Consider the following 16,535-nt stretch of genomic DNA (forward strand, 5'->3'; position numbering starts at 1 on the left):
CGTGCCGGACCGGCAGCGTGAACAGCTGTGGCGACGGTGCCGCCGGCTGGCCGCGACCGCGGCGCTGCCCGAGCCGTTCGACTCGGAGCGCTTCGTGGCGGGCATCGCCGCCGACCGGGGCCGGCCCATCGAGCTGATGCCGGTGAACACCCCGTCCGGCGGGCCCTGCGGCCTGCTGATGAGCACCGAGCGCGCCGACTACATCCTCTATCCGACGAACACCACGGCGCTGCACCGCCGGCACATCCTGCTGCACGAGGTCGGGCACCTGCTGTGCGGCCACGTCGGCTCCGACGCGGGCGCGGACGGCGCGGCCATCGACTCCGCCGCGAGCCGTCAGCTGATGCCCAGCCTCTCGGCCGAGCTCGTCCGCCGGGTCCTCGGCCGGACCACGTACACGGCCGTCGAGGAGCAGGAGGCCGAGCTGGTCGCGTCGCTCATCGCGCAGCGCGTGGCCCGCGGCTCGGGCACCCGGCCGGCGGTCGATGCCGACGAAAGCAGCGGCTTCGCCGGCGGGATGGCCCGGATGGACAACCTGTTCGGCGGCAAGCCGCGCCGCCGGAACCCGTGAGCGAGACGCTCGCGTACCTGGCCTGCGTGCTGGGGTTCGCCGGCTTCAGCGCCAAGCTGCTGGAGGCGGGACGCGACCAGCCGGTGAAGCGGCTCTGGTACCTGTCCGGCTTCGGCATCTGCATCGCGCTGGGCATCACCGTGGGCACGGCCGCGCTGGACGCGATGATGGGGCAAGCGCCGTGGTACGCGCAGTTCGCGACGTTCGCCGGTGACGCGTTCAAGATCGGCGCCATCGGTTTCGTGGTGGCGTTCGCGCGGTCGATGCGCCTGGGCGACGGCGCGAAGCTCGGCTGGCACGCGGTGGTGACGTGGCTGGCGCTGCTGGCGGAGGCCGTGCTGTTCGTCCTCGCCTCGCCGGTCCGGTCCGGCGAGTACACGGTGGCGACTGCGGCCGGGCGGCCGTACTACTTCCTGTACGAGCTGGTGTTCATCGTCTACGGCGTGCCGAGCCTGATCCTTTTGGCCGTGGTCTTCGCGCGCTTCGCCGCGCGCGCCAGGGGCGGGCCGCTACGGCTGGGGCTGTGGCTGATCGTCGCGGGTGTGGTCGCGGCGGTGGCGTGGACGCTGTGGGACCTCGACGATCTCCGGATGGTCGCGCAGACCGGCCGGGTCGACGCGACGGACGACCTGCCGTCGGCGGCGCTGGGCGCGACGTGTGTGGTGCTGGCGGTGGCGGGCGCGACGCTGTCGGCGTGGGGGCCATCGCTCGCCGCGCCGGTGCGCTGGCTGCGCGCGTACCGGGGCTACCGCCGGATCGAGCCACTGTGGACAGTCCTGCGCGACGCCGTGCCGGGCATCGCCCTCGACCCGGCCCGTGGGCTCGGCGGGGTGGAGTTCGCGTTGTACCGCCGCGTGATCGAGATCCGCGACGGGCACCTCGCGCTGCGCCCGTACTTCGACCCGGACCTGCCGGCGCGGGTGGAGGCGCTCGCGCGCCGCGCGGGGGTGCCGGACGGGGACGTGGTGGCGACCACCGAAGCGGCGGCGCTGGCCGCGGCCCTCGTCGCGAGCGAAGCGGGCCACCGTTACCAGCCCGACGACGCCGACGGCCCGGCCGGCGAGCCCGTCGACGCGGACGTCCTGGCCGAGGCGGCGTGGCTGGTGCGGGTCGCCCGGGCGTGGCGGCACTCGGCTGTGGTGCACCAGATCCGCGGCGAGGCGCAGCGGGAGCTGGGCGTTTCGGCCTGAGCCTTAGCACCGTCCACGGATTCGATGGACCGAACAGCCCTCCGCCGTGCGCACTACTGTGCTATGCGTGGTACCGTTCCAAACGTAAGACTGGAGGGTGCCCGTGGAGATCAGTCAGCTACTCAAGGGAGTGCTGGATCTGGCTGTACTGGCGGTGCTGCGCGACGACGACGGGTACGGCTATGACGTGCTTCGAAGACTTCGCGTGGCCGGCCTGGAGGAAGTGGGGGACGCGTCGGTATACGGGACGTTGCGGCGGCTGTACAAGGCCGGGCTGCTGACGTCGTACGTGGTGCCGAGCGAGGAAGGCCCGCACCGCAAGTACTACAGCTTGAACGAGCCGGGGCGGTCGCGGCTCGCCGAGTCGGGGAAGACGTGGCAGAGCTTCGCGTCGACCATGAACGATCTGTTGGGGGAGGCGGCATGAGCGCGGAAAGTCCTTACACGGCAACGCGAATCCGTGCCGCCGCCGGCTGGGGGCCGGTGGCCCGCGTGACACAGGAGGCAGCATGAGTACGGAGAAGCCCACCGCCGTGCGGGTGTACCTGGCGAGGGTCCGCACCGCACTCGCCGACCTGCCCGCGGGGGAGGTCGAAGAGATCCTGGAGGACGTCCGGCCGCACCTGGCCGAGATCGAGGCGGAGCTGGGGCAGTCCGCGCGGGTCGAGGCGCTGATCGAGCGGCTGGGCACGCCGGAGAGCTACGCCGCCGAACTCCGGTCGTCCGGTGGTTACCCGCTGCCGCCCGCGGACGGGGCCGGCGAGACGGCGACCGCCGTGCTCAAGACCGCCAAGGGGCAGAGCCTGTTCGGGGCTCGATTCGCCTTGTGGGGCATGGTGTTCTGTGCCGCGGGGCTGGCGCTGTTCGCGTTCGGCGCGGGAGTGTCGGTCAACGCGGGCGCGCTGATGGGCCTGCTGCTCCTGGCGCCGGTGTTCGCGCTGAGCCTGTGGTTCCTCCACCGCCGGGGCATCGCGGCGGTGCTCGCGCTGCCCGAGGCGGTCCGGGTCCGCGACACGATCCGCAAGTTCCGCGAGGACCGCAAGGGCGACCGGACGCTCGCCTACCTCGGCACGCTCAAGCCCGCCTGGTGGGTGGCCTGCGCGGCGGTGCTGGTGGCGTTCGGGCTGTTCCTGATGCTGAGGCACTCGTACGCGCTGCTGTTGCTGCCGTTCCTGATCGCGGCCGCGGTCGCGGTGGTGTGGGCCGGCCCGCGCGCGCCCGGCGACCGGCGGCTGCTGTGGATCGTGGTGCCGGTGTCGGCGTTCGTGGTCGGCGGCGGGCTGGGCGGGGTCGGCGCGATGATCGACCGGGTCGGTCATTACTCGTACAACTCGGGTACACCGTCGTACGTCACGTCGTACGCCTCCGACGACCAGTACGGCAACCAGCAGCTGCGCTACGGCAACGAAGAGCTGAAGAACGTCTACGCGTTCGACGCCGACGGCAAGCCGCTCACCGACGTCTACCTCTACGACGAGCAGGGCCGCCCGATCACCATCACCCGCTACGGCTGCGAGCAGGACACGGGCACGGAGGCCAAGCGCGGCGTGGACAACCGCTTCCCGCGGCCGCAGCTGGTGCAGGGCACGCAGGACGCCAACGGCAACCTCGACGGCTACAACGGCTACCGCGGCTACTGCCACGAGGTAACCGGCGTCCCGTTCGCGGCGGCGATCCCGAAGCCGGTCCCCGCGCCGGCGACCGCTCCGACGGGCAAGCCGTCCGGCCCGCCGGAAAGCCCTAAGCCGAGCGGTTCGGCCCCGGTTACGCCGACGAGTCCTGCTCCGCCCACGCGGTAGGGATGGGCTGGCCCTGCTTGCGGGGTTGGGGTGCAGGGACTTGCTCCACTCACGAGGTAGCGCGGCGGGGGTCGCGCTGCCGGAGGGGTAGAGCAGCGCAGGGGCGGGGGAGCGGAGGTCGGGGCCGCTCCCCCGTTTCTATATCCCGGGGGCTTGGGTGCGTCCGGTCAGCGCCTGACGCAGTCGCCGAGTCCGAGGGGTTCCCATCCGGGCGGGCACGGCGGTGTGCCGTATTCGACCGAGAGGTACACGGTCAGTCCCACGAGTAAGGCCAACGCGGGAATGCCGTACCGGCGCCACCACCGCCACAGGCATGGGCGCTGGCCGCAGAGCGGCATCTCGCCTTCCCAGAAGACCGACCTGTGCGAGCAGGTCGGCTCGAACCAGCGGGTGCGCGGGCGGCGGGCGTTGTCCTCGGGTGGGCTGCCGTGGGTTTGACGGTGGGCCGGGCTCATCAGCGGTGGCAGGACGATCGCCAGTCCAGGCCGTGCACGTTGTCCGCCTTCCCGGTGAAGCGGCGCGCGATGATGGGCGCCGTGGCGGCAGCGTCAGCGTTGGCATCGGGAGACGAAAGTCGCCCGACCAGGGCGCGGCAGAAAAAAGCCCGGGCGCCCAGGTCTCGAGGACCCGGACGCCCGGACTGGGGGGACGAACGTCAGTGAAGCAGACCCGAGCGAGCTGACAGGTCCGCGAGCAAGGCGCGGCCCTTCTCGGCGTTACGGGGCTGCGACAGCACGTCGTAGCGCTGCGCGACCAGCTGGCTCTGCGAGGTGAAACCGCGCTTGTTGCGGTTCGCCGCGTAGCCCAGTGCGCCGAACAGCAGGTTGAAGCCGACGCCGGCGACCAGGCCCAGCAGGATCGGGATCAGGCCCGCGCCCGGGTTCATCAGGCTCAGCACCAGGCCGAGGAACAGGCCGAACACCGCACCGGACATGGCCGCGCTGCTGAGCAGCTTGCCCCAGGTCATCCGGCCCGCGATGCGCTCGACGAGCATCGGCTGGACGCCCACGATCGTCACGTCGGTGACCGGGAAGTCCGTGCTCGCGAGGTGGTCGACCGCGCGCTGTGCCTGCTCGTAGGACTCGTAGGAGCCGATCGGCCAGCCCGTCGGCATGGTCGGGAGCTGCGGCCGTGCCTGAGCCCGGCCCGCCGTGGTCTGCGTGAATGCTTCAGTCATCCCTCTCACCTCTCTTGACCCGTACAACGCACGCGACGGCGAGTTTGGTCCCATTCCACCACGATTCACAGATTCTTCTCAGCCGGGCAACCCGGACATACACGACGTCCGGGCAATGGATCTGAAAAATACCTTTGATTGGATTGACCTCACCGGGTCGGCCCGGTAGGAAGAACCCGCAAAGGATCGGATCCAAACCTTTGGACGGTGCGATGGTAAGCAGGCGCGGCTTCCTCACCCTCGAGGCGCTCCGGGCGCAGGTCGAGGCGGGCACGATCGACACCGTGCTGGTGGCCATCACCGACATGCAGGGCCGGCTCCAGGGCAAGCGCTGCTCGGCCGAGTACTTCCTCGAAGAGGTGGTCGGCCACGCCACCGAGGCGTGCAACTACCTGCTCGCGGTGGACGTCGACATGAACACCGTCGACGGGTACGCGATCTCGTCGTGGGAGAGCGGCTACGGCGACTTCGTGCTCCGGCCCGACTTCGCCACGCTGCGCCGGGTGCCGTGGCAAGAGGGCACGGCGATGGTGCTCGCCGACGTCGAGCGCGTCCAGGGCGGCCCGGTCGCCGTCTCGCCGCGGCAGGTCCTGCGCCGCCAGCTCGACCGGCTCGCCGAGCGGGGGCTGGCCGCGTTCGTGGGCACCGAGCTGGAGTTCATCGTCTTCGACGACAGCTACGAGGCCGCGTGGGACAAGCGTTACCACGACCTCAAGCCCGCCAATCAGTACAACGTGGACTACTCGATGCTCGGCACCGCGCGCCTCGAGCCGCTGCTGCGCCGCATCCGCAACGACATGGCGGGCGCCGGGCTGTACCCGGAGTCGGCGAAGGGCGAGTGCAACCTCGGCCAGCAGGAGATCGCGTTCCGCTTCGCCGACGCGCTCACCACGTGCGACAACCACAGCGTCTACAAGAACGGCGCCAAGGAGATCGCCGCGCTGGAGGGCAAGAGCCTCACCTTCATGGCGAAGTACAACGAGCGCGAGGGCAACTCCTGCCACATCCACATCAGCCTGCGCTCGACCGAGGGCAACGCCGTGCTGGCGGGCGGCGGCGACCACGGCTTCGCGCCCCTGATGGAGCACTTCCTCGCCGGGCAGCTGGCCGCGCTGCGCGAGCTGACCTACTTCCTCGCCCCGAACATCAACTCCTACAAGCGGTTCGTGCCCGGCAGCTTCGCGCCGACGGCCGTCGCGTGGGGCACCGACAACCGCACGTGCGCGCTGCGCGTGGTGGGTCACGGCGAGTCGCTGCGGGTGGAGAACCGGGTACCGGGCGGGGACGTGAACCCGTACCTGGCAGTGGCCGCGCTGATCGCCGCCGGGCTGCACGGCATCGAGAACGAGCTGCCGCTGGAGCCGGAGTTCACCGGCAACGCCTACTCCTCGGCCAAGCCGACCGTGCCGACCACGCTGGGCGAGGCCGCCGGCCTGCTCGCGACCAGCGAGATCGCGCGCGCCGCGTTCGGCGACGACGTGGTGGAGCACTACCTGAACGCCGCCAGGATCGAACGGGAGGCGTTCGAGAAGGCCGTCACCGACTGGGAGCGGGTCCGTGGTTTCGAACGGCTCTGACGGCGCCGGCGCCCCGGTCATCGGCCTCACCTCGTACCTGGAGCGGGCGAAGTTCCTGGCCTGGGACACCGAGGCCGCGCTGCTGCACCAGGTGTACCTCGACTGCGTGGTGGCCGCGGGCGGCATTCCCGTGCTGCTGCCGCCGGTGAGCGACGCGTACGACCGGCTGGTATCCACTGTGGACGGTCTGGTGCTCACCGGCGGCGCCGACGTGGACCCGGCCCGGTACGGCCAGGCTCCACACGAGAAGACGTACACCCGGCCGGGCCGCGACGCCTTCGAGTTCGGCCTGCTCGCGGCCGCGCGCCGCGCGCACGTGCCGGTGCTCGGGGTGTGCCGCGGCCTGCAGGTGATCAGCGTCGCGCTCGGCGGGACGCTGGCCCAGCACCTGCCGGAGACCCTCGGGGACACGGCGCACCAGCCCGCGCCCGCGGTCTTCGGCCCCGGCACCGTCTCGCTCACCGAAGGCAGCCGTACGGCCGCGATCCTCGGGCCGGAGACGAAAACGCTGTGTTACCACCACCAGGCGATCGACCGGCTCGGTGACGGGCTGATCGCGACCGGGCACTCGGCCGACGGCACCATCGAGGCCGCCGAGTCGCCGGGCGAAGACTTCCTGCTCGGGGTCCAATGGCACCCGGAACAGGACACCGGCGACGTCCGGCTGTTCAAGGCACTGGTCGAGGCAGCAGCAGTAGCAGCAGCAGAAGAAGAGGAGAACGAATGAGCACGTTCGACGTGATCAACCCCGCCACCGAGCAGGTGGTGCGGTCGGTCGCGCTGACGAGCGCCGAGGAGACCGACGCGGCGATCGCCAGGGCCCAGGCGGCCTTCCCGGCCTGGCGTGACGTCGCCCCCGGGGACCGGGCGCGGCTGCTGCGGCGGTTCGCCGACGCCGTCGAGGGCGACATCGAGAACCTCGCGCAGCTTGAGGTCACCAACTCCGGGCACACCATCGGCAACGCGCGGTGGGAGGCGGGCAACGTCCGCGACGTGCTGAACTACTACTCGGCCACGCCGGAACGCCTGATCGGGCAGCAGATCCCGGTGCCGGGCGGGGTGAACGTCACCTTCCACGAGCCGCTGGGCGTGGTCGGCGTGATCGTGCCGTGGAACTTCCCGATGCCGATCGCGGGCTGGGGTTTCGCGCCCGCGCTCGCCGCGGGCAACACCGTGGTGCTCAAGCCCGCCGAGCTGACCCCGCTGACGGCGATGCGGCTGGCCGAGCTGGCCCGCGAGGCCGGTATCCCCGAGGACGTCTTCCAGGTGCTGCCCGGCAAGGGCTCCGTGGTGGGACAGCGATTCGTCGAGCACCCGGGCGTGCGCAAGGTCGTGTTCACCGGCTCCACCGAGGTCGGCAAGCAGATCATGGCGGGCTGCTCGGCGCAGGTGAAACGGGTGACGCTGGAGCTGGGCGGGAAGAACGCGAACGTCGTGTTCGCCGACGCCGACCTGGAGAAGGCCGCCGCGACCGCGCCGTACGGGGTGTTCGACAACGCCGGCCAGGACTGCTGCGCCCGCTCCCTGATCCTCGTCCAGGCGACCGTGTACGACCGGTTCATGGAGCTGCTCGAACCCGCGGTGCGCGGCGTGGTCGTCGGCGATCCGGGCGACGAGAAGACCGAGATGGGCCCGCTGATCTCGGCCGGGCACCACGCGAAGGTCTCCTCCTACGTCACCGGCAGCACCCCGGTCGCCTTCCGCGGCAGCGCGCCGGACGGGCCGGGGTTCTGGTTCGCGCCGACCGTCGTCACCCCGCAGGACCTGGCCGACCCGCTGGCCGCGGACGAGATCTTCGGCCCGGTGGTCGCCGTGGTCCCGTTCACCGACGAGGCCGACGCCGTCCGGATGGCGAACCACACCGAGTACGGCCTGTCCGGCTCGATCTGGACCCGCGACGTCGGGCGCGCGTTCCGCGTCGCGCGCGGGGTCGAGGCCGGGAACCTGTCGGTGAACTCGCACTCGTCGGTGCGGTACTGGACGCCGTTCGGCGGGTTCAAGCAGTCCGGCCTCGGCCGTGAGCTGGGCCCGGACGCCGCGGCCGCGTTCACCGAGACCAAGAACGTTTTCCTGAACACGCTTTAGCTAGCACAGAGGAGTAGAGCAAGAGATGGTGCAGCGTTTCGAAGGCCGCGTCGCGGTGATCACCGGCGGCGCGAGCGGCATCGGCCTCGCCTCGGCCCGGCGGCTGGCGAGCGAGGGCGCGAAGATCGTGATCGGCGACCTCACGCCGGAGCAGGGCAAGGCGGCGGCGGACGAGGTCGGCGGCCTGTTCGTGCCGACCGACGTCACCGACGCCGAGCAGGTCGAGGCCCTGTTCGCCACGACCGTCGAGCAGTTCGGCTCGGTCGACGTCGCGTTCAACAACGCCGGCATCTCGCCGCCGGAGGACGACTCGATCCTCACCACCGGCATCGAGGCCTGGGAGCGGGTCCAGCGGGTCAACCTGACCTCGGTGTACCTGTGCTGCAAGGCCGCGCTGCCCCATATGCGGCGCCAGGGCAAGGGGTCGATCATCAACACCGCGTCGTTCGTCGCCGTGATGGGCGCCGCGACCTCGCAGATCTCCTACACCGCCTCCAAGGGCGGGGTGCTCGCGATGAGCCGTGAGCTGGGAGTCCAGTTCGCGCGGGAGAACATCCGCGTCAACGCGCTGTGCCCCGGCCCGGTGAACACCCCGCTGCTCAAGGAGCTGTTCGCGAAGGACCCGGAGCGCGCGGCCCGTCGCCTGGTGCACGTGCCCGTCGGCCGGTTCGCCGAGCCCGAGGAGATCGCGGCCGCCGTGGCCTTCCTGGCCAGCGACGACGCCAGCTTCATCACCGCTTCGCAGTTCCTGGTGGACGGCGGGATCTCGGGCGCCTACGTCACGCCGCTGTAATACCTGAAACCGGCGCATGGGGGCCGGTCCCGGTGAGATGCTGACCGCCATGAACCTTCGGCAGAGCCTGGACCGGCTACCGTCCGGCAACCTCACGCAGCGCGTCTTCGGCGAGCCGTTCGAGCTGCCGGACGGTGCCGTGGTCATCCCGGTCGTCCGGATCGCCGGCGTGCGCGGCGATGTGCCCAAGCCGGTCGGGGTGTTCGTGATCCACGACGGCAAGACCTCGTGGGAGCCCGCCGTCGACGCGAACCGGATAGCGCTGATGGGTACGGTGGTCGGCTTGGCCGCGGCGGTCATCTCGACCCTCGCGGTGCTTCGCCGTCCGCCGTGGCCCGACTTGTCGGTCGAAGGGCTGGCCGAGTTGGCCAAGCGTGAGAAGGGGTAGGCCCGCCGTCATGGCTCGGGGTGTGTCGTAGGCCGGGAGAGGTAGACTCGCGCGTAAAGCGGCAGGTACGGTGGCCGCACCGCAGCACCCAGCAGCGCAGACAACTGAAAATCGGGCCGTTCGAGCCGGAGCGGGAGAGCCCCATGTACGCGGTGGGGCACCGAAGGAGCAAACTCCCCGGAATCTCTCAGGTACCCACTACCGCTTCGCGCGAGGCCACTCTGGAAAGCAGGCGCACCCGCGCCTCACCCAAGGTGAAAGCCGTGCTGCGCACGGTGAAACTCTCAGGTGCCCATGACAGAGGGGGAGTTCCCAGTGCACCGCTGCGCCCGGTGCCCGTCCCGAGGAGCTCCCATCACCTCCACCCCCTTCGACGCCCGCCACATCGGCCCCGCCGAGGCCGAGCGGGCCAAGATGCTCGCCGAAACCGGGCACGGAAGCCTGGACGCCCTCGTCGAGGCGGCGGTGCCGTCGGCCATCCGCGCCACCCGTGACCTGGACCTGCCCGCGGCCGCCACCGAGGAAGAGGCCACCGCGGAGCTGCGCGCGCTGGCGGCGCTCAACCGCCCGATGACGCAGATGATCGGCCTCGGCTACTCCGACACCGTCACCCCGGGCGTGATCCGCCGCAACGTGCTGGAGAACCCGGCCTGGTACACCGCGTACACGCCGTACCAGCCGGAGATCTCGCAGGGACGGCTCGAAGCGCTGCTGAACTTCCAGACCATGGTCGCCGACCTCACCGGCCTGGCCACCGCGAACGCGTCGCTGCTGGACGAGTCGACCGCCGTCGCCGAGGCCATGACGTTGATGCGCCGGGCTTCGAAGGCCAAGTCGAACGTCGTCGTGCTCGACGCCGAGTGCCTGCCGCAGACGATCGCGGTGGTGCGCACGCGCGCCGCGGCGCTGGGCATCGACGTGCAGGTGCGCGACCTGCTGACCGGGCTGCCGGAGGAGTTCTTCGGGGTCGTCGTGCAGTACCCGGGCGCGTCCGGTGTGCTGCGGGGACGCGGTTTCTACCACGCCGTTTCCGAGGCCGCGAAGGCCGCGGGCGCGTTGTACACAGTGGCCGCGGACCTGCTGGCGCTCACCCTCATCACGTCGCCGGGCGAGTTCGGCGCCGACGTCGCGGCCGGCTCGACGCAGCGGTTCGGCGTGCCGCTCGGCTACGGCGGCCCGCACGCCGGGTACATGGCCGTCCGCGCCGGGCTGGAGCGCTCGCTGCCCGGCCGCCTCGTGGGCGTCTCGGTGGACGCCGACGGAAACTCCGCGTACCGGCTCGCGCTGCAGACGCGTGAGCAGCACATCCGTCGTGAGAAGGCGACGTCCAACATCTGTACCGCGCAGGTGCTGCCGGCGGTGCTCGCCGCGATGTACGCGGTTTACCACGGCCCGGACGGCTTGCAGGCCATCGCGAACCGCGTGCACGGACTGGCCGCCGGCTTCGCGGACGCGCTGCGCGCCGGCGGGGTCGAGGTCGTGCACGAATCGTTCTTCGACACGGTCGTGGCGCACGTCCCGGGCCGCGCCGCGGAGGTCCACGCCGCCGCGCGCGAGGCCGGGATCAACCTCGGCCACGTCGACGCCGACCACGTGCGCGTCGCCTGCGATGAGCTGACTCGCCCGGACACACTCGCGAAGGTGCTCCGCGCGTTCGGCGTGGACAGCGAGTGGGCCGCGGCCACCGCGCTGCCGAACGGCATCGTGCGCGAGAGCGGCTTCATGGGCCACGAGGTGTTCAGCACCCACCGCTCCGAGACGGCGATGCTGCGTTACCTGCGCCGGCTGTCCGATCAGGACTACGCGCTCGACCGCGGCATGATCCCGCTCGGCTCGTGCACGATGAAGCTCAACGCCACCGCGGAGATGGAGCCGATCAGCTGGCCCGAGTTCGCGGGCATCCACCCGTTCGCGCCCGCCGAGGACGCCGGGGGCTACCACGTGCTCGTCGAGCAGCTTTCGACCTGGCTCGCCGAGGTGACCGGCTACGACAAGGTGTCGCTGCAGCCGAACGCGGGCAGCCAGGGTGAGCTGGCGGGCCTGCTCGCCATCCGCGGTTACCACCACGCGAACGGCCAGCCCGAGCGCGAGGTCTGCCTGATCCCGTCGTCCGCGCACGGCACGAACGCCGCTTCGGCGGTGCTCGCGGGCATGCGCGTGGTCGTGGTCAAGTGCACCGACGAGGGCAACGTGGACCTGACCGACCTGCAGGCCAAGGTGGACGCCCACCGCGAAACGCTCGCGGCGATCATGGTCACCTACCCGTCCACGCACGGCGTTTACGAGCACGGCATCGAGCGGCTCGCGAAGATCGTGCACGACGGCGGCGGCCAGGTCTACGTCGACGGCGCCAACCTGAACGCGTTGCTGGGCCTGGCGAAGCCGGGTGAGTTCGGCGGCGACGTCTCGCACCTGAACCTGCACAAGACGTTCTGCATCCCGCACGGCGGCGGCGGCCCCGGCGTCGGCCCGGTCGCGGTGCGCGCGCACCTCGCGCCGTACCTGCCGAACCACCCGCTGCTGGACCAGGCGGGCCCGGCCACCGGCGTCGGCCCGATCAGCGGCGCGCCCTACGGCTCGGCGTCGATCCTGCCGATCTCCTGGGCCTACGTCCGGATGATGGGCGGCCCCGGCCTGACCACGGCCACCAAGGTCGCGGTGCTCGCCGCGAACTACGTCGCCTCGCGCCTCTCGCCGCACTTCCCGGTGCTCTACACCGGACAGGACGGCCTGGTCGCGCACGAGTGCATCCTCGACCTGCGCGGCATCACCAAGGAGACCGGCGTGACGGTCGACGACGTCGCGAAGCGGCTCATCGACTACGGCTTCCACGCGCCGACCATGTCGTTCCCGGTCGCCGGCACGCTGATGGTCGAGCCCACCGAGAGCGAGGACCTCGGCGAGATCGACCGGTTCTGCGCGGCGATGATCGCCATCCGCGGCGAGATCGACCAGGTCGCCGCCGGCCGGTGGACCGCCGAGACCAGCCCGCTGCGCGGCGCCCCGCACACCGCGGAGGCGCTGGTCGGCGAGTGGGACGCGGACTACGACCGCGAGCTGGCGGTGTACCCGGCCGGGGTGTCGCGCAAGAACAAGTACTGGCCGCCGGTCCGCCGCATCGACGGCGCGCGCGGCGACCGCAACCTCGTCTGCTCCTGCCCGCCCCTCAACGCTTACGAAGGCTGAGCCGTGTCGAAAGAGACTTCCCTGCACGGGGTCCACAAGGGACTCGGTGCCCTGTTCACCGACTTCGCGGGCTGGTCGATGCCCGTGCGTTACAGCAGCGAACTGGCCGAGCACAAGGCCGTCCGTGAGGCGGCGGGCCTGTTCGACCTGTCGCACATGGCCGAGATCCACGTCCGCGGCAAGCAGGCCGCGGACGTGCTCGACTTCGCGCTGGTCGGAAACCTGTCCGGGGTCAAGCCGGGCCGGGCGCGGTACACGATGATCTGCGACGCCGACGGTGGTGTGCTGGACGACCTGGTCGTCTACCGGCTGGCGGACGAGGAGTACCTGGTGGTCGCCAACGCCGGCAACGCCGACGTGGTCGCGGCGGCGCTGGCCGAGCGCGTGGCCGGGTTCGACGCCGTGGTGGACAACCGTTCCGAGGACACCGCGCTGCTCGCCGTCCAGGGCCCGAAGGCCGTGGAGATCCTCGGCGCGGTGACGGACGCGGACCTGGGCGCGCTGAAGTACTACGCCAGCGTCCCGGCCGTGGTGAAGGGGCACAACGTGCTCCTGGCCCGCACCGGCTACACCGGCGAGGACGGCTTCGAGCTGTACGTGCCGGCCGCCGAGGCGCCGTCGGTGTGGCGGATCCTGACCGAGGCGGGGGAGCCGCACGGGCTGGTCCCGGCCGGGCTGGCCTGCCGCGACACCCTGCGTCTCGAAGCCGGAATGCCGTTGTACGGCAACGAACTCAGCCTCCAGCTGAGCCCGTTCGAGGCCGGCCTCGGCCGCGTGGTGAAGTTCGAGAAGCCGGGTGACTTCGTCGGCCGCGCCGCGTTGGAGGAGCTGGCCAAGGCGGACGTGCCGCGCGTGCGTGTCGGACTGCGTGGTGCCGGGCGGCGCGCGCCTCGCCACGGTTACCGTTTGCTGGACGGTGACACCGAGATTGGCGAGGTGACCAGTGGCGCGCTGTCGCCGACGCTGGGGTACCCGATCGCCATGGCGTACGTCGATCGGGCGTACACCGAGCCTGGCACGAAGCTTTCCGTCGACATCAGGGGCAGGATCGAGCCCGTCGAGGTCGTAGCCCTGCCCTTCTACTCCCGAGCCTGAGAGCGAAGAACCGTGAGCATCCCCCAGAACCTGTCCTACACCAAGGAACACGAGTGGCTGTCGGTCGTCGACGGCGTGGCCACCGTGGGCATCACCGCCTTCGCGGCGGAGTCGCTCGGCGACATCGTGTTCGTGCAGCTGCCGGCCGCGGGCGCCACGATCACCGCGGGCGAGGTGTTCGGCGAGGTCGAGTCGACCAAGTCGGTCAGTGAGCTGTACTCGCCGGTGAGCGGCGAGGTCGTCGAGGTGAACGAGACCACATCGGACACCCCCGAGGTGATCAACTCCGACCCTTACACCGAAGGATGGCTCCTGAAGGTCCGGCTGACCGGGGACACGCCCGAGCTGCTCGACGCCGCCGCCTACGCCGCGCTCACCCAGGAGAACTGATGACGACGTTCGACGCCCCCCTGTCCGTCGTGGACCCGGAGGTCGCCGCTGCCGTGGCGGCCGAGCTGGACCGCCAGCAATCCACGCTGGAGATGATCGCGTCCGAGAACTTCGCGCCGGTGGGCGTGCTCGAGGCGCAGGGCTCGGTGCTGACCAACAAGTACGCCGAGGGTTACCCCGGCCGTCGGTACTACGGCGGCTGCGAGCACGTCGACGTCGTCGAGCAGCTGGCGATCGACCGGGCCAAGGCGCTGTTCGGCGCCGAGCACGCGAACGTGCAGCCGCACTCGGGCGCGCAGGCCAACGCGGCGGCGATGGTCTCCGTGCTGAAGCCGGGGGACACGATCCTCGGCCTCGACCTCGCGCACGGCGGGCACCTCACGCATGGGATGAAGATCAACTTCTCCGGCAAGCTTTACAACGTGGTCGCCTACCACGTCGACAAGGAGACGGGGATCGTCGACCTCGCCGAGATCGAGCGGCTGGCGGTCGAGCACAAGCCGAAGCTGATCATCGCCGGCTGGTCGGCCTACCCGCGTCAGCTGGACTTCGCCGAGTTCCGCCGGATCGCCGACCTGGTCGACGCGCGCCTGATGGTGGACATGGCGCACTTCGCCGGCCTGGTGGCCGCGGGGCTGCACCCGTCGCCGGTGCCGCACGCCGACATCGTCACCACCACCACGCACAAGACCCTCGGCGGCCCGCGCGGCGGCCTGATCCTGTGCCGCGAGGAGCTGGCGAAGAAGATCAACTCGGCGGTGTTCCCCGGCCAGCAGGGCGGGCCGCTGGAGCACGTGATCGCGGCGAAGGCCGTGGCACTGAAGATCGCGGCGACCGACGAGTTCCGCGAGCGGCAGGAGCGGACCCTGACGGGTTCGCGGATCCTGGCCGACCGGCTTTCGCGCTCGGACTGCGCCGAGGCGGGCGTGCGCGTGCTCACCGGCGGCACCGACGTGCACCTGGTGCTGGTCGACCTGGTCAACTCCGAGCTGAACGGCCAGGAGGCCGAGGACCGGCTGCACTCCGTGGGCATCACGGTCAACCGCAACGCGGTGCCGTTCGACCCGCGCCCGCCGATGATCACCTCCGGCCTGCGCATCGGCACCCCGGCGCTGGCCACCCGCGGCTTCGACGCCGACGACTTCACCGAGGTCGCCGACGTCATCGCCCAGGCGCTCAAACCCGACTTCGACGAATCCGTGCGGCAAACGCTGAGCGGCCGCGTCGAGCTGCTGGCCAAGAAGCACCCGCTGTACGCGGACCTGGCCCGATGAGCGCGGCGCCCGAGGGGCGGAAGTTGTTGCGGTTGGAGGTCCGTAACAGTGAGACGCCGATTGAGAAGAAGCCGTCGTGGATCAAGACGCGGGTGCGGATGGGGCCTGAGTTCACCGAGCTGAAGGGTTTGGTGCGCCGGGAGGGTCTGCACACGGTTTGTGAGGAGGCGGGTTGTCCCAACATTTACGAGTGCTGGGAGGACCGGGAGGCCACGTTCTTGATCGGTGGTGACCAGTGCACTCGCCGGTGTGACTTCTGTCAGATCGACACCGGCAAACCTGCCGACCTGGACCGCACCGAGCCCCGCAAGGTCGCCGAATCCGTCCAGGCCATGGGCTTGCGCTACTCGACGATCACCGGCGTCGCCCGTGACGACCTCGACGACGGTGGCGCCTGGCTGTACGCGGAGACTGTCCGTCAGATCCACGAGTTGAACCCGGGTACGGGTGTCGAGTTGTTGATCCCGGACTTCAATGCCGACCCGGAGCAGCTGGCCGAGGTGTTCGGTTCGCGTCCGGAGGTGTTGGCGCACAACGTGGAGACGGTGCCGCGGATCTTCAAGCGGATCCGTCCCGGTTTCCGTTACGCACGATCGTTGGAGGTCATCACCCGTGCCCGTGAGGCGGGTTTGGTGACGAAGTCGAACTTGATCCTCGGCATGGGTGAGACCCCTGACGAGGTGGGTGCGGCGATGCAGGACCTGGTCGACGCGGGTTGCGAGATCCTGACGATCACCCAGTACCTGCGTCCTTCCCCGCGGCATCATCCGGTGGACCGGTGGGTGAAGCCGGAGGAGTTCGTGGAGCACTCGAAGGCGGCGGAGTCGATGGGTTTCGCGGGTGTGATGGCGGGCCCGCTGGTCCGTTCCTCGTACCGTGCGGGCCGGTTGTATGCGCAGACGAAGGCCCATCGCGGCGAAGACCTCCCGGACAACCTCTCCCACCTCGCAGAGCAGGGTCCGGCCGCACAAGAGGCCAGCTCCCTGCTCACCAGATAAGGGGCACGATCA

At 70.7% G+C, this 16,535-nt stretch carries 15 protein-coding genes and 1 riboswitch; of the genes, 14 read left to right on the forward strand and 1 reads right to left on the reverse strand.

Going from position 1 to position 16,535, the window contains the following annotated elements; genetic code table 11:
* Position 1 precedes the first annotated feature (1 nt).
* The 4 genes from OG943_RS46695 to OG943_RS46710 all read left to right on the forward strand — a co-directional run bounded on the left by OG943_RS46695 (position 2) and on the right by OG943_RS46710 (position 3,560).
* Positions 2–571, forward strand: coding sequence for a hypothetical protein (locus OG943_RS46695; RefSeq protein ID WP_328607285.1), 570 nt, complete (start codon positions 2–4; stop codon positions 569–571).
* Entirely contained in the window at positions 568–1,761 is a 1,194-nt protein-coding gene (locus OG943_RS46700) for an MAB_1171c family putative transporter (RefSeq protein ID WP_328607286.1), read from the forward strand. The genes OG943_RS46695 and OG943_RS46700 overlap by 4 nt, the downstream gene beginning before the upstream one ends.
* Before the next feature lie 103 nt (positions 1,762–1,864).
* Complete coding sequence (locus tag OG943_RS46705) at positions 1,865–2,188, forward strand: PadR family transcriptional regulator (protein ID WP_328607287.1); 324 nt, start codon at positions 1,865–1,867, stop codon at positions 2,186–2,188.
* An 82-nt stretch (positions 2,189–2,270) separates the two neighbouring features.
* Positions 2,271–3,560: a DUF1700 domain-containing protein gene (locus OG943_RS46710; protein WP_328607288.1), complete on the forward strand. Its 1,290-nt coding sequence runs from the start codon at positions 2,271–2,273 to the stop codon at positions 3,558–3,560.
* A 655-nt stretch (positions 3,561–4,215) separates the two neighbouring features.
* Here OG943_RS46710 and OG943_RS46715 read toward each other — a convergent pair.
* Entirely contained in the window at positions 4,216–4,737 is a 522-nt protein-coding gene (locus OG943_RS46715; RefSeq protein WP_328607289.1) for a general stress protein, read from the reverse strand.
* A 212-nt stretch (positions 4,738–4,949) separates the two neighbouring features.
* On the opposite strand from OG943_RS46715, the gene OG943_RS46720 reads away from it, so the two are divergent.
* The 10 genes from OG943_RS46720 (at position 4,950) to lipA (ending at position 16,523) form a co-directional block, all read left to right on the forward strand.
* Positions 4,950–6,314 carry a glutamine synthetase family protein gene (locus OG943_RS46720; RefSeq protein WP_328607290.1) on the forward strand — a complete coding sequence of 455 codons (1,365 nt, stop codon included), beginning with the start codon at positions 4,950–4,952 and terminating at the stop codon, positions 6,312–6,314.
* Entirely contained in the window at positions 6,295–7,041 is a 747-nt protein-coding gene (locus tag OG943_RS46725; protein ID WP_328607291.1) for a gamma-glutamyl-gamma-aminobutyrate hydrolase family protein, read from the forward strand. Before OG943_RS46720 ends, OG943_RS46725 begins: the two co-directional genes overlap by 20 nt.
* The gene (locus OG943_RS46730) at positions 7,038–8,399 is read left to right on the forward strand and encodes an aldehyde dehydrogenase family protein (protein ID WP_328607292.1); all 1,362 of its coding nucleotides are present in this window, start codon (positions 7,038–7,040) and stop codon (positions 8,397–8,399) included. The genes OG943_RS46725 and OG943_RS46730 overlap by 4 nt, the downstream gene beginning before the upstream one ends.
* 25 nt (positions 8,400–8,424) lie before the next feature.
* Complete coding sequence (locus OG943_RS46735; RefSeq protein ID WP_328607293.1) at positions 8,425–9,192, forward strand: 3-oxoacyl-ACP reductase; 768 nt, start codon at positions 8,425–8,427, stop codon at positions 9,190–9,192.
* 49 nt (positions 9,193–9,241) lie between these two features.
* The gene (locus OG943_RS46740) at positions 9,242–9,580 is read left to right on the forward strand and encodes a hypothetical protein (protein ID WP_328607294.1); all 339 of its coding nucleotides are present in this window, start codon (positions 9,242–9,244) and stop codon (positions 9,578–9,580) included.
* Between the two features lie 121 nt (positions 9,581–9,701).
* Positions 9,702–9,794: riboswitch (glycine riboswitch) on the forward strand.
* Positions 9,795–9,934: 140 nt separating this feature from the next.
* Complete coding sequence (gene gcvP, locus OG943_RS46745) at positions 9,935–12,766, forward strand: aminomethyl-transferring glycine dehydrogenase (protein WP_442874853.1); 2,832 nt, start codon at positions 9,935–9,937, stop codon at positions 12,764–12,766.
* Positions 12,767–12,769: 3 nt separating this feature from the next.
* Positions 12,770–13,861, forward strand: a complete 1,092-nt coding sequence (gcvT, locus tag OG943_RS46750; RefSeq protein ID WP_328607296.1) for a glycine cleavage system aminomethyltransferase GcvT — start codon at positions 12,770–12,772, stop codon at positions 13,859–13,861.
* A gap of 12 nt (positions 13,862–13,873) precedes the next feature.
* Positions 13,874–14,251, forward strand: a complete 378-nt coding sequence (gene gcvH / locus OG943_RS46755) for a glycine cleavage system protein GcvH (protein ID WP_328607297.1) — start codon at positions 13,874–13,876, stop codon at positions 14,249–14,251.
* Positions 14,251–15,525 carry a serine hydroxymethyltransferase gene (gene glyA, locus OG943_RS46760; RefSeq protein ID WP_328607298.1) on the forward strand — a complete coding sequence of 425 codons (1,275 nt, stop codon included), beginning with the start codon at positions 14,251–14,253 and terminating at the stop codon, positions 15,523–15,525. Before gcvH ends, glyA begins: the two co-directional genes overlap by 1 nt.
* The gene (gene lipA, locus OG943_RS46765; RefSeq protein WP_328607299.1) at positions 15,522–16,523 is read left to right on the forward strand and encodes a lipoyl synthase; all 1,002 of its coding nucleotides are present in this window, start codon (positions 15,522–15,524) and stop codon (positions 16,521–16,523) included. Before glyA ends, lipA begins: the two co-directional genes overlap by 4 nt.
* Positions 16,524–16,535 lie beyond the last annotated feature (12 nt).

Origin of the sequence: Amycolatopsis sp. NBC_00345 (assembly GCF_036116635.1) — a bacterium.
Classification (GTDB): Bacteria; Actinomycetota; Actinomycetes; order Mycobacteriales; family Pseudonocardiaceae; genus Amycolatopsis.